Below are 20,755 nucleotides of genomic sequence, written 5' to 3'. Positions count from 1 at the left end.
CGCACGAATGCCATGATCGAATCGCATGTCCACCTCGCCTACGCGCCGCGAGGGGCCGGGCTGCTCTATGCGGTGATGTGGTTCGCCCAGCGTGGCGACGTCTACGGCTGGTACGTCGGCATGCGCGACGGTGTCGACGAATGCAGCTACTTCATGCTGCCGGCCAACCCCGACGGCCGCGCCGACGTCCTCTATCGTTCGCTGGAAGACGATGTGCGCGGCCGCTGGGTGGCGCTGAGCCGGCACGGCCGGGGCGAGCCCGAGGACTCACCGGTGCCTGAAGCCTTGCGCCCGGAGCTGTCGCGTCTGCAACAGCAGTTCATCTCCGGATGGCTCTTTTTCCAGGGCGACCCCGGCACCGAAGACGAAGCCCGCGCGCTCAACGCCCGAGGCCTGCCGGCACGCCACGTCAACATCCAGTCGGGCCGGATCGGCAAGCTGTCGATGGGCCCGGTGACCTGGCGCTACGACTCGCCGGGCACCGGCACCGAGACGCTGGCCCGGCTGGCAAGGCTATGGCCGCTGGACGAGCGCGTGCCCGGCTGAACGCCCCCCTCCCCCCACACACCCACCCTAGGCCCAAGATGGACACCCCCAAGACCCTCCTGCTGCACGTGGACGACAACCCCGGGTGCACGGAGCATGCGCGCACCGTCCAGCGCCTCGCGGAACGCTTCGACGCCCAGGCCCAGGTGCTCTACGCCGTCACCCCCTCGGTGGCGCGGTTCCCCGCCTCGACGGCGCTCGACGGCAGCTACATGGCCGCCGCGCAGCTCGACGAGTTCGACAAACAGCAGCGCGCGCTCACCAAGATCCGGCTCATCACGGCGCTCAAGGAACTGCCCCGCGTGCATTGGTGCGAGGCGGTGCGGACCACCAGCTGGGACTTCCCGCTGCAGGCCATGTACGTCGACCTGGTGGTGATGCGCGGCGGTGCGGCGGCACAGAACGAGCTGCCGCCCGACTACGCCGCCGCCGTGGCCATCGACAGCGGCCGGCCGGTGCTGGTGCTGCCGGCGACGCCGCCGGCCGAGATCGGCACCACGGTGCTGGTGGCATGGAAGCCGACGCGTGAGTCGGTGCGTGCGGTGGCGCATGCGTTGCCGTGGCTGAAGCAGGCGCACCGGGTGCATCTGGTGACCGCCGAAACGCTGGACGACAGCGGCCCGGCCAGCGCGATGCGCATCGCGCAGTACCTGTCGGCGCACGGCGTCGAGTGCGTCATGGCGCCGCCCCTGCCCGACACGCGCGACGCCGCATCGGCCCTGCGCTCGCTCGCCGCCGAGGTCGATGCCGACCTGTTGGTGATGGGCTGCTACGGCCACAGCCGCACCCGCGAATGGCTGCTCGGGGGCACCACCAAGTCGATGACACGCGACCCGGGCCTGCCGGTGCTGATGGCGCATTGAACGATGGCGCAATGAAGCGCCACGTCACCCGGCCAGGAAGCTGCCGAAGAGCCAGCGCATGTCGGTCTCGCCAGGCGCTCGCCGATGCGCTGCGCCGGGAAGTAGGCGGGCGCGGCACTGGTGGCCATAGCGACGTCGACCGCCAGCAGCGTCTCGTCGCCGGCCGACGCCGGCACATGCGGCGTCTTGAAGATCTTGGTGCAGCACCGGTTCACCTCCACCGCCGGGATGACCAGTGGGTGCAAGGCCTGCGCGAGCGTGCGATCGCCCAGCTCGGCCGCGAGCACGGCACGCAGCGCCTCGCCCGAGTACTTCGGGCCAAGCACCGAGCGCGTGAGGTCGATCAGCCTCGACATCGGCCCGGCGGGCAGGCCGCGCGACGAGAAGGTCGCGGTGCCGTGCTCGTCGAAGAGGCGGATCAGCCGGCTCATCGGCACCTCGAAGGCGAGCGCAAGCGCGAGGATGCCGCCGACCGAGGTGCCGGCGATGAGGTCGAAACAGCGGCCAAGCGGCTTGCCGGCGCGGGCTTCGAGCGCCTCCAGCACGCAGGCGGTGTACAGGCCGAGGAAGCCCCCGCCCGCGAGCGACAGCACCTTGAATTTGTCCGGCCTGCGTGCCGGTGGCGGCGATGGCGTAGCAACGGGTGCGACCGCATTCATCGCCGCATCGTGCAGCCGTGCGCCGGCCCCGCGTTTGCGCTGCCTCAAGCCGCCCCCGCCGCGGCTCACCAGAATGGCTGACAGCGCAAGGACGGGACACGATGTACCAACACATTCTCGTGCCGGTGGACGGCAGCAAGGCCTCCGAGGAGGGGCTGCGCGAAGCGCTGGCCCTGGCACGCGACCAGGGCGCCGCGCTGCGCGTGGTCTACGTGGTCGACCCGTCCACCGCCGCGGCCGACATGCTCACCGCCGCCGAGTACGGCAGCGTGCATGCCGAGTTGCGCGCGCAGGGCCAACGGGTGCTCACGCACGCACGCCAGAAGGCCCGCCGTCGCTCGGTCGACTGCGAGACGGTGCTGCGCGATTGCACGGGGCAGGTGGCCGAGACCATCGTCGAAGAAGCACGCTCGTGGCCCTGCGAGCTGATCGTGATGGGCACGCACGGCCGGCAGGGCCTGTCGCACCTCCTGATGGGCAGCACCGCCGAGGGTGTGCTGCGCCACACGCCGGTGCCAGTGCTCCTGGTGAGGCCGCAGCGGAAATGAACACGCTCGATCCCGTCGACGCGGCCTGGTACCACATGGACAGCGCGTCCAACCCGGCGATCGTCACGATGATCGCCACCACGGCCGCGCCACTGGCGTTTGCCCGCGTGCGCAGCGTGCTCGAACGGCGTCTGCTCCTCTTCGAGCGCTTCCGGCAGCGGGTGGTCGAGACGGGCTGGCCGCTGGCGGCCCCGGCCTGGGAAGACGTGCCCGACTTCGACATCGACCGCCACCTGCACCGCATCGCCCTGCCGGCGCCGCACGACGAGGCAGCGCTGCTCGCGCTCGTCGGCCAGCTGGCGAGCCAGCCGCTCGACCATGCGGTGCCGCTGTGGCAGGCGCACGTGGTCGACCGGGTCGGGCGCGGCAGCGCGCTGGTGTTCCGCTACCACCATTGCATCGGCGACGGGCTGGCGATGATGAGCGTGGCAGCGAAGGTGTTTTCGGTGCCGCGGCGGCGCGTCGCGATGCCGGCGGCGGCGCGCCCGCGCACGCCACACACCACCACGCTTGACACCGCACTCGAAGCGGCGAGCGCCGTCTCGTCGCTCGCGACGGTGCTGCTCAAGCCCGCCGATCCTGTGTCGCCGTTCAAGGGCCGCGTCGCCGCCACGCAGGGGGTGGCCTGGTCGAAGCCGGTGCCGATCGCCGACGCCCGGGCCATTGGCGCCACCGTCGACGCCAAGGTCAACGACGTGCTGGTGGCGGCCACGGCCGGCGCCCTGCGGCGCTACCTGCTGCGCCAGGGCGTGGATGCGCGGCAAGCCACGCTGCGCGCGATGGTGCCGGTGAACCTGCGCCCGGCCGAGCGCGTGGGCCTGCTCGGCAATGCGTTCGGGCTGGTGACGCTCGACCTGCCGGTGTCGGCCGCCACCGCCGCGCGGCGCCTGGCCCTCACCAAGGCCCGCATGGACGCGCTCAAGCAGTCGCCTCAGGCGCTGGCGATGCAGGCGCTCTTCGACCTCTTCGGCCGCGGGCCCAAGGTGCTGGAAGACGTGGCGAGCAAGGTCTTCGGCAGCAAGGCGAGCCTGGTGCTGACCAACGTCGCCGGCCCGCGCGAGACAGTGCAGCTGGCCGGCGTGCCGGTTGAACGCATGATGTTCTGCGTGCCGCATCCGGGCGACGAACTCGGCGTGGGCATCAGCCTCTTCAGCTACCGCGGCATGGCCACGCTCACGGTGATGGCCGATGCCGGCCTGGTGCCCGACCCGCAGGCCATCACGCAGGGTTTCGAGCGCGAGTTCACCGCCCTCGCGCGCCGCGTGACGCCGCGGGCACGGCGGCGTGTCGCGAAACCCCGCTCACGCGGTGCACGCCGGCGCGTCTGAGCCGTCGCGCCAGCGCGCCGACAGCGCGGCCAGGTCGAGAGACCGTTCGGTGTCGACCTGCAGCGTCCACGTGCCCTCGTCGGCGGCCGGCGCTTCCTGCTGTTCGAGCTGGCGGGCGAGCACCTCGGGCGTGGCCTCGGATGGGTCGGCCCCGACCGCCGCACGATCGGCCACACGCTCGCGCAAGGTGCGCAGTCCAGCCGTGCAGTGGAAGACGACGAAGGGCACGCCGAGTTCGCCGGCCAGTTGGCGGAAGCGATCGCGCTCGGCGCGCCGCAGGAAGGCGGCATCGACGATCACCGGGTAGCCCGCCTGCAACGCCCGCTGCGCCCGCTCGCGCAACTGCTCGAAGGTGCGCTGCGTCGCCTCGGCGGTGTAGAGATCGACACCGGCCTCGCGAGAGCGATGCAGCGGCGCCAGGCCGAAGAGCCGCTTTCGCTCGACGTCGGAGCGCAGGCGCACCGCACCGGTCACTTCCAGCAGCTGCGCTGCCAGCACCGATTTGCCCGAGCCCGACACGCCGCACGTCAGGGCCAGGCGCGGGCCACGGTCGCCCTCTTGCACCAGCCGGCGCGCGCATGCGAGGTAGTCCACCGCGGCCGCGCTGCCCCCGGGTGGCGTGAGCTGCCCGACGAGCGCCCGCACGAGCGCACGGCCCACTTCGTAGAAACGCAGCACCTGCAGGCCGGCGTGGTCGCCGCTGTGCTGGAGGTAGGCGTCGAGCAGCCGCCAGGCAAGCTCGGGGCGGCCGCGGGCCTTGAGGTCCATGCAGGTGAAAGCGATGTCCTCCATGACATCGATCCAGCGCAGCGCGGGGTCGAACTCGATGCAGTCGAAGGCGGTCACCTCGCCGTCGGCCAGCACCACCGTGTTGGCGAGGTGCAGGTCGCCGTGCACTTCGCGCACCGCGCCATCGGCCTTGCGCTGCGCCAGCACCTCGTGCAGGGCGGCACAGCGGGCCAGCGCCCACGCGCCGACGGGCGACGCGTCGGCGTGCTGCGCCGCGAGCTGGTCGAGCACGGCCTGCAGGCGCGACTCCACTGAGGCCGGCGAGCCGAAGGGCGACTGCGGCGCGGCGTGCGGCGCGGCGGCGTGGAACTGCGCCAGGCGCAGCGCCAGGGCGTCGATGTGCTCCGGCAACAGCCGGCCTTCGGCCAGGCGCTGCGACAACAGCGCCCCGGCGGGAAAGCGCCGCATGCACACCGCATGGTCGATCGGCGTGCCCTCGCCGCCCAGGTGCGGCGCCGAGACGGGCCCCGCCACCGGCACCACCCGCAGGTAGAGCGAGGGTGCGAGCCGCCGGTTCAGCCGCAGTTCGTCGCGGCAGCACTGCTCACGCCGCTGCGCGGTGCTGAAGTCGACGAACGGCAGCCGCAGCGGCTTCTTGAACTTGTAGACGAGTTCCGTGCGTGAGCAAGAGGCTGGAGATGTGCGTCTGCAGGCATTCGACCGGCTGGCCGGTCGAGGCTTCCAGCTGTCGGCGCAGGGCCTGCAGGTAGGCGGCGTGGCCGGCGAGATCGAGAGGCGCGTCGTGCATCGGCCGCAGTCTGCCGGTGTGGCGTGTCCCGGCGCTTGAGATCCCGCAATCGCAGAAGGGTGCCGGCACCGGCGCGCCTTTGACAAGGCGCAAGGCACGGTGGCCGTCGACGCACTAGGGTGGACTGGACACACACCCCCACACGACGGAGACACCCCATGGACAAGCCCTGGCTGAAAAGCTACCCGCCCGGCACGCCGGCCGTGATCGACCCGCACCCGTTCCGCTCGCTGGGCGACTTCTTTGACAGCTGCTGCGAGCGCTACGGCGCGCGCACCGCCTTCGTCAACATGGGCGGCCGGCTGAGCTTCGAAGAAGCACAGCGGCTGGTCCACCAGTTCGCCAACTTCCTGCAGGGGCTGAACCTCCCGCGCGGCGCGCGGGTCGCGGTCATGCTGCCCAACTCGCTGCAGTACCCGATCGCCGTCTTCGGCACGCTGAAGGCGGGCCTGACCGCGGTCAACGTGAACCCGATGTGCACTGCCAGCGAACTGGCGTTCCAGCTTTCCAATGCGCAGGCGAGCGTGATCGTGGTGTTCGAGAACTTCGCGCACACGCTGCAGGAGGCGCTGCCCCGCGTGCCGACGCTCCGGCACGTCGTCGTCACGCAGATCGGCGACCTCTTCACGCCGGCGCGGCGATGGCTCGTCAACTTCGTCGTGCGCGACATCAAGAAGCTGGTGCCGCCGTGGTCGATCCCGCAGGCGCTGACGCTGCGCGAGGCGCTTGCGGTGGGCGAGCGCCGGGCGAGCGTGCCGGTGGCGATCGGGCCCGACGACATGGCGTTCATCCAGTACACCGGTGGCACCACCGGGCGGCCCAAGGGCGCCGTGCTCTCCCACGGCAATCTGCTCGCCAACGTGGAGCAGACGACCGCATGGCTGGGCCACACCCTCGCGCCGGACGAAGAAACCGTGATCACCGCGCTGCCGCTGTACCACGTGTTCGCGCTCACGGCCAATTTGCTGATGTTCGTGAAGCTGGGCGGCACCAATGTGCTGGTGAGCGACCCGCGCGACCTTCCGCACTTCATCGAGCTGCTGCAGAAGACGCGGTTTACGGTCATCACCGGCGTCAACACGCTGTTCAATGCCCTGCTCAACGCGCCGGGGATCGACGGCGTGCGGCGTGCCAACGATGGCGCCCTGAAGCTCTGCGTGGCCGGCGGCATGGCGGTGCAGCGCCAGGTTGCCGAGCGCTGGCAGCGTGTGATGGGCGTACCGATCGTCGAAGGCTACGGCCTCACCGAGACCTCGCCCATCGTCTGCGCCAACCGGGTCGACGCGATGGCATACACCGGCAAGCTGGGGCTGCCGATCCCCTCGACCGAAGTGGCGATCCTCGACGACAGCGGCCAGCCGCTGCCGCCAGAGGGCGTGGGCGAGATCTGCGTGCGCGGCCCGCAGGTGATGCAGGGCTACTGGAACGCCCCCGACGAAACCCGCAAGGTGTTCCTCGAAGGCGGGTGGCTGCGCACCGGCGACATCGGCAGGATGGACGCGGCCGGCTACGTGCAGTTCGTCGACCGGGCCAAGGACCTGATCGTGGTCTCGGGCTTCAAGGCCTACCCGGCCGAGATCGAGGACGTGGTGCGCACCTGCCCGGGCATAGCCGATTGCGGCGTGGTCGGCGTGCCGAGCGCCGCCGGTGGCGAGGCCGTGGCGCTGGTGGTCGTGCGCAGCGACCCCGGCCTCACCGAAGAGAGGCTGCGCGAGCACTGCCGCACCCACCTCACGCGCTACAAGCAGCCGACGATCTTCGCGTTCCGCAACGAGCTGCCGCGCACCCCGCTCGGCAAGGTGCTGCACCGCCAGCTGCGCGACGACCTGATCCACCAGGAACGCACCGTTCCCGCGCCCTGACCCTCCGGGGCCGTGTGCAGGCGCGGGGCCTGGGCCCCAGGTCAGGTTCTGCGGCGCACGTCCGCCGCCCGCGTGGCGCCGAGCGCGACCACACGTTGCACCTTGCCGCCCGGGCCGTGCTGAAGCGGCCGGCCCTCGTGGCAAGACACACGCACGCCCGCGGCGCCCATGCGCGCGAGGTAGCGGCCAAGCGCGTCAACCGCGCGCTGCGAGGCCACATGCGCCGGCGAGTCGTCCCGGCCGATGAGGACGTCGAGTTCGGCCGGCCCGCACTGCACCACCTGGAAGTCGACCAGGCCCGCTTCTTCTTCCAGCACCGCGCACACCGCCAGGGGCAGCAGGCTGACCGGCTTGCCACCAGCCGGCGCCAGATGCAGGGTGTCGTCATGCCGCCCGTGGACCTCGATCACCGGCAGCGACGAGCCGCATTCGCAGCCGCGGGTGTGCACCGCGATGCGGTCCCCGAGGTCGTAGCGGATCAGCGGCTGCACCCGGTTGGCCAGGTTGGTGAGCAGCGAGGTCGCGCCCAGGCAGCCTTCAGGCACGGGCCGCCCGTGTTCGTCGACAGATTCGAGGATCGCCCAGTCGCAGTTGAGGTGCAGCCGACCGGCGCGGCACTGCGAGGCCAGCGCGAGGAATTCCGACGCGCCGAAGCTGTTGACCACCGTGCAGCCAAAGGCCTGCTCGATGCAGCCACGCATCGTCGGCGTGAGGGACTCGCCACCGGTCCACACCTCGCGCGGCCGGCAGCGCAGGCGCCCCGCGCGGTACTCGTCGGCCAGCAGCACGGCGGCACTCGGGTAGGTGGTGATGACGGTGGGCGCGAGCGTGTTCAGCTGCGCGACGAGTGCGGCCGTGGGCTGCAGGAACGACACATCGTGAAGGTGCGCGGCCAGGAGGCCGTTGAGGCGCCGCAGCCGGCGCATCGACACCACGCTCGCGTAGTGACCGTCGGTGGCACCGACGAACACGATGCGTTCGCCCATGCACCACGGGTCGAGCCAGCGGCGCACCGACCACAGGCGCCGCTGCGACTCCAGCGCGTCGTAGACCGCCATGGCCGGCGGGTCCTGCACGAAGACGCCGGGCTCGCCCGAGCTGCCGGAGCTCTGCCAGACGGTGTAGCGCTCCTGATAGGCACCGCCGATGCACTCACCCCGGCCCATGAACGCCTGCAGTTCACCCAGCCGTAGCGCCGGGTCGGTGACCCACTCGTCGAAGTGCGCCAACAGGTCGCGCTTGTGGGTGACGGGCAGGTCCTGCAGGGCCACCGTGGCCGGGTCGACGTCGCGCAGCAAGCCGCGGAAGTAGGCCGACGCATCCCTCGCGTGGCCCAGCAGCGCACGCAGCCGCGCCGCCTGCAAGGTCGCGAGCGCTTTCGGCCCGGCGACAGAAGCGGCCATCACCTGGCCGGCGGTGCTGCTCCACAGCCAGGGGTCGATCGACGGCCACGTGCCAGTGTGCGGTGCGGCCATGCGCGGGTGCTACATGCCCGGCGTGCCGTAGGGCAGGAAGACCGGCCGCCGGTGCTCGATGAGCTGCTGCCGCTGCGCCGCTTCGCGGGTGACGCCGTGGCGCATGGCCAGGGCCACGCCGGCAAGCTGCGCCGCCAGCGATTCGATGATGTCGTCATGCGAGACGATGCCGGTGATCTCGCCATGCGACCCGGTCACCAGCAAGCGGCGCACGCCGGCATTGTTCATCGTGGCCACGGCGTCGGCGATGTCGGCGTCGGCGCGCACGGACACCAGCGTGCGGGTCGCAATGTCGCCGGCTGTCAGGTCGTTCCACGCCAGGTCTCGCGCCATCACCTCCACCACGAGGTCGCGGTCGGTCAGCATGCCGATCGCCTGGCTGCCCTGGCCGTCGCTGGCCGTCACCACCAGCACACCGACGTGGTGTTCACGCATGAGCGACGCGGCTTCCCGCAGGCTCGCATGCTGGTCGACCGACAGGACGTCAGTTCTGGAAATCGCGGCAATGCTCATGGCGCCCTGCCTACTTGCGCAGGCCGCAGGTGTTGATGCCGAGCGCCGTGTAAAGCGGGCACCAGCCGATCGCCGCGGTGGCGAGCGGCACCACGCCGATCCATCCCCAGGGGCCGATGGCTCCGGCGAGCGTGGCGCCGATGAGTGCAATGCCGGCGACGGCGCGCAGGGCGCGGTCGAGTCCACCTTCGTTTCGGTTCATGTGCGTTCTCCTGTCAGGCCGTGGTCGATGCCTGCCATCGCAGCATGCCTGCTGCACAGGCCGCGCCCGTGATCTGGATCAACCGGCCGCGACGAAGCGCGCATCCAATCTGAAGCCTCTCGCCACAACCCCGTGGAGGCTCGCGATGAGATCGTCAGGACCGTTGAGAGCGCGCGGTGGGCCGGGCGCGTGCGAAGGCCTTGCGCTCCTGGGCGCCGCGCTCCAGCCGGCGCGCGATGCTGCCGCAGACGAGGTCGCACAGCGCGTAGACCGATTCGTCGGCCATGCGGTAGTAGACCGCCGTGCCCCGGCTCTCGCGCTCGACGAGCCCGTGCTGCATCAAAAGCGACAGGTGGCGCGAGATGTTGGCCGACGTGTAGCCGCAGGCCTGGGCCAGCTCGCCGACGTTGCGCTCGCCGCCTCGCAGCATGTTGAGGATCTGCAGGCGTGTGGGCTCGGAGAGCGCCTGGAAGTACGAGGCGACCTGCGTCAAGGCTTCGGGCGGCAAACCTTCCATGGGGAAACAAGAGAGGGACTGCGGTCCCGAATGATGCCTCATCGTCGCGCCTTCCTGTGAGTCATTTCGCAATCATCTACTTGACTATTTAAACACTTAGTTAAATACTTGTACATAGAGCGGTCCTTGACAGGGCCGTGGAGAACTCGAATGAACCCCAAGCTGTTGCTTCTTCCCCTGCTGGGTGCCTGTCTGGTGGCGGTGTCGTCGCCGTCCCCGGCGGCGGCCGATGCGCCTGCACCGCTGGCGAGCGTCGCCGTCGCCTCCGGCGCGGCCTCGCACTCGGCCAGCTATGACGGCGTGGTCGAGGCCGTGCGCCAGACCGCCATCGCCGCGCAGGTGCCGGGTGCCGTGGTGGCGGTGCTCGTGCGCGCGGGCGAGCGGGTGAAGGCCGGCCAGGTCCTGCTGCGGCTCGACGCCCGGGCCGCCGAGCAGCAGGCCGCCGCGGCCGGCGCGCAGGCGCAGGCCGCGCAGGCCCTGCAGGACGCCGCGACCAAGGAGTTCGAGCGCCAGAAGCAGCTCTTCCAGAAGAACTACATCAGCGAGGCCGCGCTCGACCGCGCCGAGTCGCAGTACAAGACGGCGCGTGCGCAGGCCGCGGCCCAGCTCGCCTCGGCCGGGGCGATGCGTACCGAGTCGGGCTTTTACACCGTCAAGGCGCCGTACGACGGCGTGGTCTCCGAGGTGTCGGTGGTGCTGGGCGACATGGCCCTGCCGGGCCGCCCGCTCGTGACGGTGCATGACCCGGCGGCGCTGCGCGTGGTGGCCTCGGTGCCGCAGACCGCCACGCCAACGTCGGACAGCAAACCCCTGGCGGAAGTCCCGGGGCTCGCGCCCGCGCGCATCGTGCCGCTGCGCTGGCAGGCGCTGCCGGCGCTCGACGCGGCCACGCACACCGTGCAGCTGCGCCTCGACCTGCCCACCGGCACAGCCGCCGCGCCCGGCATGTTCGCGCGGGTGTGGCTGCCGGGTGGCGCCGCCGGCGCGGCGCGCGTGGTGGTGCCGGCGAAGTCGGTGGTGCGGCGCGCCGAGCTGACGGCGGTGTATGTGATCGGCGCCGACGGCCGCCCGCTGCTGCGTCAGGTGCGCCTCGGCACACCGAACGGCGACGCCGTGGAAGTGCTCGCGGGCCTGGCCGCCGGGGAGCGGGTCGCGCTCGACCCGCAAGCCGCGGCGAGGGTGCGGTGATGGGCATCTCGGGCCGCATCGCGCGCTACTTCCAGAGCGCGCAGATCACCCCGCTGCTGGCGCTGGTGGCGCTGCTGCTGGGCGCTTTTGCCGTGGCGGTGACGCCGCGCGAGGAAGAGCCGCAGATCGACGTGACCATGGCCAATGTGCTGATCCCTTTTCCCGGCGCCGCCGCGAAAGACGTGGAACAGATGGTGGCCACCCCCGCCGAGCAGGTGCTGTCGCAGATCGCCGGCATCGAGCACGTGATGAGTGTCTCGCGGCCGGGGCTCGCGGTGATCACGGTGCAATACCAGGTGGGCGTGCCGCGCACCGAGGCGCTCGTGCGCCTCTACGACGCGGTGAATGCCAACGCCGACTGGCTGCCGCGCGGCCTGGGCGTGGGCGAGCCGCTGATCAAGCCCAAGGGCATCGACGACGTGCCCATCGTCACGCTCACCCTTCATGCGCAGCACGCCGACACCGGCGCCTACGACCTGGAGCGCGTGGCTCACACGCTCGAAGCCGAACTCAAGCGGGTGCCCGGCACGCGCGAAATCACGACGATCGGCGGGCCCGGCCGCGCGGTGCGGGTCGAGATCGACCCGGCCCGCATGACGGGCGCCGGCGTCACGGTGGCCGAGCTGCGCCAGGCGCTGCAGTCGGCCAACCTCGGAGCACCGGTGGGCGAGCTGCTGGGCGGCGACCGTGCGCTCGCCCTCGAAGCCGGCCCCTACCTGCGCGATGCGCGCGACGTGGGCGAGCTCATCGTGAGCGTGCGCCAGGGCCGCCCGGTGTTCCTGCAAGACGTCGCGCGCGTGGTCGACGGCCCGCTGCCGCCGCAGCGCTATGTGTGGCACGGCCGAAAGGACGGCGACGCCCCCGCCGTCACCCTGACCATCACCAAGAAGCCGGGCGAGAACGCCATCGCCGTGGCCGATGCGGTGATGCAGCGCGTGGACACGCTGCGCAACACACTGATCCCGCAAGGCGTGGGCGTGGCCGAGACGCGCAACTACGGCGCCACCGCCAACGACAAGGCGATGAAGCTGATCCAGAAGCTGCTCTTCGCCACCGCCTCGGTGGTGGCGCTGGTGTTCGTGGCACTCGGGCGGCGCGAGGCCGCCATCGTGGGCAGCGCGGTGATCCTCACGCTCACGGTGACGCTCTTCGCCTCGTGGGCCTGGGGCTTCACGCTCAACCGGGTGTCGCTCTTCGCGCTCATCTTCTCGATCGGCATCCTGGTCGACGACGCGATCGTGGTGGTGGAGAACATCCACCGCCACATGGCGCTGCACCCCGACAAGACACTCGCCGAGCTGATCCCCGGCGCGGTCGACGAGGTGGGTGGGCCCACCATCCTCGCGACCCTCACGGTGATCGCCGCGCTGCTGCCGATGGCTTTCGTCAGCGGGCTGATGGGCCCGTACATGAGCCCCATCCCCATCAACGCGAGCATGGGCATGCTGCTGTCGCTGGCGATCGCCTTCGTGGTGACGCCCTGGCTCGCGCGACTGTGGATGAAGCACACCGGCCACGCCGCCGCAGAACCCAAGGGCCTGGCCGCGAAGATCGGGCCGTTCTTCGAGCGTCTCTTCGGCCCGCTGCTCGACGAACGCCGCGGCGCTCGCAACCGCAAGCTGCTGGGCGTGGGCGTCGCGGCCCTCATCGCCGTCTCGCTCGCCTTGCCGGCCGTGGGGCTCGTGATGCTCAAGATGCTGCCCTTCGACAACAAGTCGGAGTTCCAGGTCGTGGTCGACATGCCGGCCGGCACGCCGGTGGAACGCACGGCCGCCGTGCTGCGCGAGCTGGGTGCCCACCTCGTGCGCCAGCCCGAGGTCACCGACTACCAGGCCTATGCCGGTACGGCCGCCCCGATCAACTTCAACGGCCTCGTGCGCCAGTACTACCTGCGCTCGGGCGGCGAGGTGGGCGACCTGCAGGTGAACCTCGTCGACAAGCACGAGCGAAGCGAGCAGAGCCATGCCATCGCCACGCGCCTGCGCCCCGAGCTGCAGAAGATCGGCGCGCGCCACGGCGCCAACGTCAAGGTGGTCGAGGTGCCGCCAGGGCCGCCGGTGCTCTCGCCCATCGTGGCCGAGGTCTACGGGCCCGAGGCCGAAGGCCGCCGCGAGGTGGCCCGCGCCGTGCGGCGCACCTTCGAGCAGACACCCGGCGTCGTCGATGTCGACGACTCCGGCATCGCCGACGCGCCGCGCAAGCTGCTGCTCGTCGACCGCCGCAAGGCCGCGCTGCTGGGCGTGCCGCAGTCGGCCATCGTGAGCACGCTGCGCGCCGGACTGGCCGGCGAGGCCACCGCCTATCTGCACGACCAGAGCAAGTACCCCGCGGCGGCAACGATCCAGCTGCCGAGCGAGCGCCACGGCGATCTTGGCGCCCTGCTGCAGCTGGGGGTGCGCGGCGCGAGCGGCCAGATCGTGCCAATCCGCGAGCTGGTGACGGTGAGCGACACGCTGCGCGAGCAGCCCATCCACCACAAGGACGGCCTGCCGGTGCACTACGTCGTGGCCGACATGGCGGGTGCAGTGGACAGCCCGCTGTACGGCATGTTCCAGATGCGCGGCGCGCTCGGGGCCATCGCCACGCCCGGGGGTGGCACGCTCGGCGAGAGCTTCATCCGCCAGCCCGCCGACACCTGGCGCGACTACGCCATCAAGTGGGACGGCGAGTGGCAGATCACCTACGAGACCTTCCGCGACATGGGCGCGGCCTACGCGGTCGGCCTGGTGCTGATCTACCTGCTGGTGGTGGCGCAGTTCGGCTCCTACCTCACGCCCTTGATCATCATGGCGCCGATCCCGCTCACCATCGTCGGCGTGATGCCGGGCCATGCGCTGCTGGGCGCCCCGTTCACCGCCACCAGCATGATCGGCATGATCGCGCTGGCCGGGATCATCGTGCGCAACTCAATCCTGCTGGTCGACTTCATCCGCCTGCAGGTGGCACAGGGCATGGCCTTGCGAGACGCCGTGGTGCGCTCGACCGCCACCCGCGCGCAGCCCATCCTGCTGACCGGCCTGGCCGCGATGCTCGGCGCGTTCTTCATCCTCGACGACCCGATCTTCAACGGGCTCGCCATCTCGCTGGTCTTCGGCATCTTCGTCAGCACGCTGCTGACGCTGGTCGTCATCCCGCTGCTGTATTTCGTGGCCTACCGGCATGCGCCGGTGACCAGCGCCGTTTCATTCACTGAAGAAGGAGCACACGCATGAACTCGTGGCAACTTGTCCGCCTGTTCGCAGGCACATTCATCCTCCTGTCGCTCGCCCTCGGCGTGCCAGGCAGCATGCTCTACGTAAGCACCTGGTGGCTCGCGTTCACCGCCTTCGTGGGCCTGAACCTGCTGCAGAGACTCGTTCACACGCTGGTGCCCGCTGGAGATCATCCTGCGCAAGCTCGGCGTGCCCGCGGGTTGCTGATCCGGAGGCCGACATGCAACTCGTCTGCCCCGCCTGCGGCACCCGCAACCGCGTGCCCGACCAACGCCTCACCGACGCGCCGATCTGCGGCCGCTGCAGCACCGAGCTGATGGCCGCCAAGCCGGTGGCACTCGGCGACGAACGCTTCGCCGCCTTCATCGAAGGCACCGAGCTGCCGGTGCTCGTGGACTTCTGGGCCGAATGGTGCGGCCCCTGCCGCGCGATGGCGCCGCAGTTCGAGGAGGCCGCGGCGCAGATGCCGCAGGTGCGCTTCGCCAAGGTCGACACCGAAGCCTCACCGCAGGCCAGCGTGCGCAACCGCATCCGCAGCATCCCGACGATGGTGCTCTACCACCGCGGCCAGGAGGTGGCACGCCGCGCCGGCGCGATGCCGGCGCGCGAGATCGTGCGCTGGGTGCAGGCTCAGCTCGCCACGACCGCGGCGGGTTCCTGAGCGGCGACGCCGCGCAGGCTGCGCACGCTCAGGGCGCGTGCACGTAAAGGCCGGGCGCGTTGCCCAGTGGCACCAGCCGCGTGGGCCCGCTTCCACCCAGGGGCAGCGGCTTGCCGAGTGCACCGGAGCGTGCGGCGAGCCACTCGTGCCAGCCGGGCCACCATGAGCCCGGCCGGCTCGGGGTCTGATCGAACCAGACGTCGGGCGCGAGATACGGTTCACCGGCATGCCGCTGCGCGATGCGGTGGCTGCGCAACGCGGCCGCTTCGTCATCTGCCGGTGGGTTGACGATGCCCACGTTGTGGCCGCCGCTCGTGAGCACGAAGGTGGTGTCGGTGTGGGTCAGCAGGTGGATCTTGTAGACCGAGCGCCACGGCGAGACGTGGTCGCGCTCGGTGCCGACGACGAACATCGGCACGCGGATGTCCGACAGCGCCACCGGCTGGCCCTGCACGAGGTAGCGGCCTTCGGCCAGGTCGTTGCGCAGGTAGAGGCCGCGCAGGTACTCGCTGTGCATGCGGGCGGGCAGGCGCGTCGCGTCGGCGTTCCACGCATGCAGGTCGTCGAGCGGCACGGTGCCGCCCATCAGGTACACGCGCACGAGCTTGGACCACACCAGGTCCTTCGAGTTGATGAGCGCGAAGGCGCCGGCCATCTGCCGGCCGTCGAGGTAGCCCTGCTCGTCCATCACCTGTTCGAGGAACGCGATCTGGCTCTCGTCGATGAAGAGGCCCAGCTCGCCCGGCTCCTTGAAGTCGGTCTGCCCCGCGAGCAGGGTGAAGGTCTTGAGCGGCGAGTCCTTCCCGCGCCCGCCGAGGCTGGCCGCTGCAATCGCGGCGAGCGTGCCCCCCAGGCAATAGCCCACCAGGTGGACGAGGCGGCGCGGCTGCGCACGCTGCACGGCCTCGAGCGCGGCCATCACGCCGAGCTGCAGGTAGTCGTCCATCCCCAGCTCACGATCGGCTTCGTCGGGGTTGCGCCACGAGATCATGAAGACGGTGTGCCCCTGCGACACCAGGTACTTCACCATCGAGTTGTGCGGCGAGAGGTCGAGGATGTAGTACTTCATGATCCACGATGGCACGACGAGCAGAGGCTCGGGGTGCACGGTGCCGGTGGCCGGCTCGTACTGGATGAGTTCGATCAGCCGGTTGCGAAAGACCACCTTGCCCGGCGTGAGCGCCACCGCCTCGCCGGGCCGGAATCGCTCGGCCCCGGGCGGCGGCTGGTCGGCCAGCACCAGGCCCGCCTCGTGCCACCAGGTGAGCATGCCGGAGCGCAGGTTGTCGCCCAGCGTGCGCCAGGTCTTCTCGATCACCTCGGGGTTGCTCGCGACGAAGTTCGACGGCGAGAGCATGTCCAGCAGCTGCCGCGCCATGAACGACACCACCTGCTCGTGGTGGGTCGACACGCCCGGCACCCCGGTCGTCGCCTGCGCCCACCAGGCCTGTGCCATCAGGAAGCTTTTCGCCGCCGTGCCGAAGGGCTCGCGCGCCCACGCGGGATGGGTGAAGCGTTTGTCCTGCAGCGGCTCGCCCGGGGCCTGCAGCAGCAGTTGCTGCTGCGCGAGCACCGCATTGCGCACCAGACCATGCGAGGCGCTGCTGGAGAGTTCGGCCAGCTTGCCCGGTGAGGAGCAGAGGTGCCACCACCAGTCCTGGAAGGCGAGCGCCAGCGCCGCGGGCGACAGGCCGTGCGTGAGGCGCCCGAGGGCCGCCTTCAGCGGCACGTCCATCGGGTGGCGGTGTGTGGGGGAGTGGTGTCGGTCATGGGTCCTCGCTTTGCGCTGTCCATCATCGAGCCGTGCCCGGCCGTGCCGGCTGATCTGCCTCAAGCCGCAGCGGCTCGGGGCTCTGGAGCGGTGGTGGGACCCAGCCGGGCCGCAACACCGCTTCGGAGTCGATCAAGACCAGCCAGCGCCCGGCGCCCGCATGGGGTTGCCGGTCGGGCCGCAGCACCCACAGGCGTTGGCCGGCGTCGAGCGCCTCGTCGTATCCGGCATCCAGCACACCGTGCAGGTCGACCAGTTCGTTGACCGCCGCCGGGATGCGGATGCAGCCCTTCGATTGGGCCGTGCCGAGCCGCGGCTCCAGGACGTCGGGGTCGGTGGAATGCACCTGCAGGCGCATCACGCTCCAGGCGTGGTCGCCCCAGCCCTTGCGGGCAGGCACCCAGCCGAAGTCGTACACCCGCGACCCCTTCACGCCGTAGCCGCGGATGCCCAGGGCATTGCGCGTGCCTTCGGCGCGGAAATCCGGGTTCGCGAGGGAATGCTCGAATGCGCCCAACGGCGTCACGAAATGCTCGAAGCGCCCGGGCAGGCCGGTGGACACCGGCGCGGCACCCACCAGCGACCAGCCCGAGGTGCTGCTGCCCCACATCAGCAGCAGGGCCTGCACCGCCGGGGCGCTGTCCACCAGCAGCACGAACTGATCGCGCGGCAGGTAGATATCGTAGCGGCCGAGCACGTCGTCGAGCAGCACCGCATAGCTGGCCACCACGACATCGGGCGGGTCGAGCGCATTCGGCACCGAGCGGGCGAAGGCCTCGCGCAGCGGCACCTGCGCGGTCGCCGCTGCCACCGCCATGGCCAGCACCACGGCGGGCGCCCCGGCCGCACACCACCGCGCGGCGCGGCCGCAAGAGAAACCGTGGACAGGCCCAACCATCGCGGCGATCGTCCGCCGCGATGGCCCTGCGGGTCTTGCGCTGCATCAACCGGCGAGGCGGCATCGGCTCTAGAGTCGGGCCGTGGCACACGAAAGGACCGGCACACCGATGCGCGCGATGGTGTATCGCGGTGGCGGTCGTGCGCTCGCACTCGAATCGTGGCCGCTGCCCGAGCCCGGCCGCGGCGAGATGCGGATCAAGGTGCTGGCCTGCGGCGTGTGCCGCACCGACCTGCACATCGTCGACGGCGAGCTGCCGCTGCACGGTGACCACGTCATCCCCGGGCACGAGGTGGTGGGCGAGGTCGAGTGCCTCGGCGACGGCGTGACCGGGCACCGGCTCGGCGAGCGGGTGGGCGTGCCGTGGCTCGGCTGGACCTGCGGCGAGTGCGAGCACTGCACCCACGGGCGCGAGAACCTCTGCGGCCGCGCGCTCTTCACCGGGCACACGCGCGACGGCGGCTATGCCTCGCACATCGTCGTGAAAAGCGACTACGCCATCCCGCTGCCCGATGCGGCCGACCCGCTTCGCACGGCACCGCTGATGTGCGCCGGGCTCATCGGCTGGCGCGCGCTGCGTGCAGCGGGCGACGCACGCGTCATCGGCCTCTACGGCTTCGGGGCATCGGCGCACCTGGTGGCCCAGGTCGCCATCGCACAAGGCCGCATGGTGTTCGCGATGACACGCCCGGGCGACACGCGGCGCCAGCAGTTCGCGCGCTCTCTCGGCGCCACCTGGGCCGGCGGCACCGACGCCACGCCACCGCAGCCCCTCGACGCCGCGATCCTCTTCGCGCCCGACGGCGCGCTGGTGCCGCTCGCGCTGTCGCACGTGCGGCCCGGCGGCACCGTGGTGTGCGCCGGCATCCACATGAGCGACATCCCGTCGTTCCCCTACGCCACGCTCTGGGGCGAGCGCACGCTGCGCTCGGTGGCCAACCTCACGCGGGCCGATGCGACCGGCTTCTTCGCCTTCGTGCACGACCACCCTTTGCAGGTGGAGGTGACGCCCTACCCGCTTGCGCAGGCCAACGAGGCGCTCGACGCGCTACGCGCCGGCCGCCTGCAAGGCGCCGCCGTGCTGGTGCCCTGACGCTCCCCGGGACACGAGCCTCGTCAACTCGCCACGCCCCACCGGCGGCACCGCCAGCCAGGGGAGCGTGAAGAGGCGCCGCGCCAACCCTGCGGAGATGCGCTCCACCTGCCGGCGCTCGCCGTCCAGACGTGCCGCCAGCAGCGGGTCGTGTGTGCCGGCGGCCAGCACGCTGCGGTTGAGCACCCATGCATAGGGCTCGATGCGGGCACGGCGCAGGTCCTCCTGCAAGGCAGCCGCCTGCGACACCGGCGTGACCTCCGGCAGCGTGACCAGAATGATCTTCGTGAACGCGGGGTCTTGCAGCCGCATCAGCGGAGTGACGATGTGCGCGGCACCGTGACCCTCGAACTCTCGCGTCATCTGCCGGTGATAGGCGCCGGTGGCGTCCATCAGCAGCATCGAGTGGCCGGTGGGCGCGGTGTCGAGCACCACGAACGCACTGCGGCCCTCGCTGACGACTCGCGAAAAGGCATGGAAGACGGCCACTTCTTCGGTGCAGGGCGACTGCAGGTCTTCGAGCAGCAGCGCCTGTTCCTGCGCGTCGAGGCCGGGTGATCTGGCCGCCATGATCTTGTCGATGTAGTTCCGGGTCTCGACCTTCGGGTCGATGCGGCTGACCTTGAGCCCCGGCACCTCGCCGTCGAGCGTGTCCGCCAGGTGCGCGGCCGGATCGGTGGTGCTCAGGTGCACGGCCTTCCCGCGCTCGACCAGGCCCAGGGCCAGCGCGGCGGCCACGGTGGTCTTGCCGACGCCTCCCTTGCCCATCACCATGATGAGCCCGTGCCCGGCCGCGGCCAGTTCATCGGCCAGTTCCCCCAACCCCGGGAGCCGATCCACGGGCCCGGCAACCGGCCCTTGTGTGATGGCAGGGACGGCGGCCCCAGCGGGCCCGTCGAAGAGCAGCGCACGCAGGGCGGGCAGGCCGACCATGTCGAAGGGCCGAAGCGGCACACGGTCCTGGGCCAGTTTGCGCAACACCTCGGGCATGCCGTCGAGCGCCTGCTGTCCGAGGTCTTCGATGGCGCAGGCCACCTCGTCGCTGCGCTGGCTCGCGTGAAAGACGCCGTTGACGACCAGCCGCTGGTTGCTCAGGCCCAGCGCCTTCAGCTCGCCTGCGGTGCGCGCCGCCTCGGCAATCGCCGCCTTGTCGGGGCGCGTCACCAGGATCACCGTCGTGCGGGCGGAGTCGCTCAAGGCATCGAGCGCGGCCTTGAACCGCAACTCCTGCATCTTCAATCCCGAATGAGGCCCGAGACAGGAGGCACCTCGGTCGTTTCCCTTCAGGAACCCCGTCCAGGCCCCGGGCAGGCTCAGCAGCCTCAGCGTGTGCCCTGTCGGAGCCGTGTCGAAGACGACGTGGTCGTAAGGCTCGCCATCACCGGACAAGAGCGAAGCGAACTCGTCGAAAGAGGCGATCTCGGTGGTGCAGGCACCCGACAGCTGCTCGCGCACGGTCGAGCGTTCCTCGTCGCTGGCCCCCACTCCCATCTGCGCCAGCACACGCCGCCGGTACGACTCGGCTGCGTTGTCGGGATCGATGTTCAACACCGAGAGCCCGGGTGCACCGGGTACCGGCACAGGGGTGTTGCGAAGCTCGATGCCCAGCATCTCGTCGAGGTTCGACGCCGCATCGGTGCTGACGAGCAGGACCTTCTGGCCCGCATCCGCCAGGGCCAAGGCCGCGGCGGTCGACAGCGAGGTCTTGCCCACACCACCCTTGCCGGTGAAAAAGAGATAGCGCGTCGGATGACGCAGGAACCCCGGCACCTTGCTGTCCATGTCGAAAACCTCCCTTCGGCCCAACGGCCGACTGTGCGCTGCGCCGCGTCTTCCGCCTTGTGCTGGATCAAGCGCGGGCTCGTTCCGTATCGCCCTAAGC

Annotated in this window: 19 protein-coding genes and 1 pseudogene; 10 read left to right on the top strand and 10 right to left on the bottom strand. The window is 70.8% G+C overall.

Annotated features, from left to right (window positions below; genetic code table 11):
- Positions 1–12 precede the first annotated feature (12 nt).
- Both LRS03_RS25710 and LRS03_RS25705 read left to right on the top strand, forming a co-directional pair.
- A complete protein-coding gene (locus LRS03_RS25710) occupies positions 13–546 on the top strand; it encodes a hypothetical protein (RefSeq protein ID WP_257829130.1) in 534 nt (177 codons plus the stop codon).
- Between the two features lie 38 nt (positions 547–584).
- Positions 585–1,409, top strand: a complete 825-nt coding sequence (locus tag LRS03_RS25705; RefSeq protein WP_257829129.1) for a universal stress protein — start codon at positions 585–587, stop codon at positions 1,407–1,409.
- Here LRS03_RS25705 and LRS03_RS25700 read toward each other — a convergent pair.
- Positions 1,316–2,068 carry a patatin-like phospholipase family protein gene (locus tag LRS03_RS25700; protein WP_257829128.1) on the bottom strand — a complete coding sequence of 251 codons (753 nt, stop codon included), beginning with the start codon at positions 2,066–2,068 and terminating at the stop codon, positions 1,316–1,318. The two genes, LRS03_RS25705 and LRS03_RS25700, sit on opposite strands and share 94 nt — an antisense overlap.
- Before the next feature lie 101 nt (positions 2,069–2,169).
- Here LRS03_RS25700 and LRS03_RS25695 point away from each other — a divergent pair, with 101 nt between their 5' ends.
- Together LRS03_RS25695 and LRS03_RS25690 are read left to right on the top strand one after the other, a co-directional pair.
- Complete coding sequence (locus LRS03_RS25695; RefSeq protein ID WP_257829126.1) at positions 2,170–2,616, top strand: universal stress protein; 447 nt, start codon at positions 2,170–2,172, stop codon at positions 2,614–2,616.
- Entirely contained in the window at positions 2,613–3,944 is a 1,332-nt protein-coding gene (locus LRS03_RS25690) for a wax ester/triacylglycerol synthase family O-acyltransferase (protein ID WP_257829124.1), read from the top strand. The genes LRS03_RS25695 and LRS03_RS25690 overlap by 4 nt, the downstream gene beginning before the upstream one ends.
- Here LRS03_RS25690 and LRS03_RS25685 read toward each other — a convergent pair.
- Both LRS03_RS25685 and LRS03_RS26670 read right to left on the bottom strand, forming a co-directional pair.
- A complete protein-coding gene (locus LRS03_RS25685) occupies positions 3,918–5,207 on the bottom strand; it encodes a bifunctional aminoglycoside phosphotransferase/ATP-binding protein (protein WP_308296473.1) in 1,290 nt (429 codons plus the stop codon). The genes LRS03_RS25690 and LRS03_RS25685 overlap by 27 nt on opposite strands.
- A 70-nt stretch (positions 5,208–5,277) precedes the next feature.
- Entirely contained in the window at positions 5,278–5,481 is a 204-nt protein-coding gene (locus LRS03_RS26670; RefSeq protein ID WP_308296472.1) for a hypothetical protein, read from the bottom strand.
- A gap of 158 nt (positions 5,482–5,639) precedes the next feature.
- Here LRS03_RS26670 and LRS03_RS25680 point away from each other — a divergent pair, with 158 nt between their 5' ends.
- Entirely contained in the window at positions 5,640–7,343 is a 1,704-nt protein-coding gene (locus LRS03_RS25680; protein ID WP_257829123.1) for an AMP-binding protein, read from the top strand.
- Between the two features lie 41 nt (positions 7,344–7,384).
- Here the strand turns inward: LRS03_RS25680 and LRS03_RS25675 are convergent, their stop codons facing one another.
- The 4 genes from LRS03_RS25675 to LRS03_RS25660 form a co-directional block, all read right to left on the bottom strand.
- A complete protein-coding gene (locus LRS03_RS25675; protein WP_257829120.1) occupies positions 7,385–8,818 on the bottom strand; it encodes a phenylacetate--CoA ligase family protein in 1,434 nt (477 codons plus the stop codon).
- Between the two features lie 9 nt (positions 8,819–8,827).
- Entirely contained in the window at positions 8,828–9,331 is a 504-nt protein-coding gene (locus LRS03_RS25670) for a CBS domain-containing protein (protein ID WP_257829117.1), read from the bottom strand.
- A 10-nt stretch (positions 9,332–9,341) separates the two neighbouring features.
- Positions 9,342–9,533: a YgaP family membrane protein gene (locus LRS03_RS25665; RefSeq protein WP_257829116.1), complete on the bottom strand. Its 192-nt coding sequence runs from the start codon at positions 9,531–9,533 to the stop codon at positions 9,342–9,344.
- 154 nt (positions 9,534–9,687) lie between these two features.
- Complete coding sequence (locus LRS03_RS25660) at positions 9,688–10,050, bottom strand: ArsR/SmtB family transcription factor (RefSeq protein ID WP_257829114.1); 363 nt, start codon at positions 10,048–10,050, stop codon at positions 9,688–9,690.
- A 150-nt stretch (positions 10,051–10,200) separates the two neighbouring features.
- On the opposite strand from LRS03_RS25660, the gene LRS03_RS25655 reads away from it, so the two are divergent.
- The 4 genes and pseudogenes from LRS03_RS25655 (at position 10,201) to trxC (ending at position 15,111) form a co-directional block, all read left to right on the top strand.
- Positions 10,201–11,238 (top strand): efflux RND transporter periplasmic adaptor subunit, encoded by a 1,038-nt coding sequence (locus LRS03_RS25655; RefSeq protein WP_257829111.1) that lies wholly within the window; start codon positions 10,201–10,203, stop codon positions 11,236–11,238.
- A complete protein-coding gene (locus tag LRS03_RS25650) occupies positions 11,238–14,450 on the top strand; it encodes an efflux RND transporter permease subunit (protein WP_257829107.1) in 3,213 nt (1,070 codons plus the stop codon). Before LRS03_RS25655 ends, LRS03_RS25650 begins: the two co-directional genes overlap by 1 nt.
- Positions 14,447–14,657, top strand: a pseudogene (locus tag LRS03_RS25645) (YgaP family membrane protein). The gene LRS03_RS25650 and the pseudogene LRS03_RS25645 overlap by 4 nt, the downstream one beginning before the upstream one ends.
- A 13-nt stretch (positions 14,658–14,670) precedes the next feature.
- Complete coding sequence (trxC, locus tag LRS03_RS25640; RefSeq protein ID WP_257829104.1) at positions 14,671–15,111, top strand: thioredoxin TrxC; 441 nt, start codon at positions 14,671–14,673, stop codon at positions 15,109–15,111.
- A gap of 28 nt (positions 15,112–15,139) precedes the next feature.
- Here the strand turns inward: trxC and LRS03_RS25635 are convergent, their stop codons facing one another.
- Positions 15,140–16,846, bottom strand: a complete 1,707-nt coding sequence (locus LRS03_RS25635; protein WP_257829102.1) for a PHA/PHB synthase family protein — start codon at positions 16,844–16,846, stop codon at positions 15,140–15,142.
- A 58-nt stretch (positions 16,847–16,904) separates the two neighbouring features.
- The gene (locus tag LRS03_RS25630) at positions 16,905–17,711 is read right to left on the bottom strand and encodes a murein L,D-transpeptidase (RefSeq protein WP_257829101.1); all 807 of its coding nucleotides are present in this window, start codon (positions 17,709–17,711) and stop codon (positions 16,905–16,907) included.
- A gap of 178 nt (positions 17,712–17,889) precedes the next feature.
- On the opposite strand from LRS03_RS25630, the gene LRS03_RS25625 reads away from it, so the two are divergent.
- Positions 17,890–18,873, top strand: coding sequence for a zinc-dependent alcohol dehydrogenase family protein (locus LRS03_RS25625; protein ID WP_257829698.1), 984 nt, complete (start codon positions 17,890–17,892; stop codon positions 18,871–18,873).
- Here the strand turns inward: LRS03_RS25625 and arsA are convergent.
- The gene (gene arsA, locus LRS03_RS25620) at positions 18,829–20,655 is read right to left on the bottom strand and encodes an arsenical pump-driving ATPase (protein WP_257829100.1); all 1,827 of its coding nucleotides are present in this window, start codon (positions 20,653–20,655) and stop codon (positions 18,829–18,831) included. The genes LRS03_RS25625 and arsA overlap by 45 nt on opposite strands.
- Positions 20,656–20,755: the final 100 nt, after the last annotated feature.

This window comes from Rhizobacter sp. J219 (genome assembly GCF_024700055.1).
Lineage (GTDB): Bacteria > Pseudomonadota > Gammaproteobacteria > Burkholderiales > Burkholderiaceae_C > Rhizobacter.
Note: the sequence above shows the minus strand (reverse complement) of the source record. Positions and strands in the feature narration are given on the sequence as shown.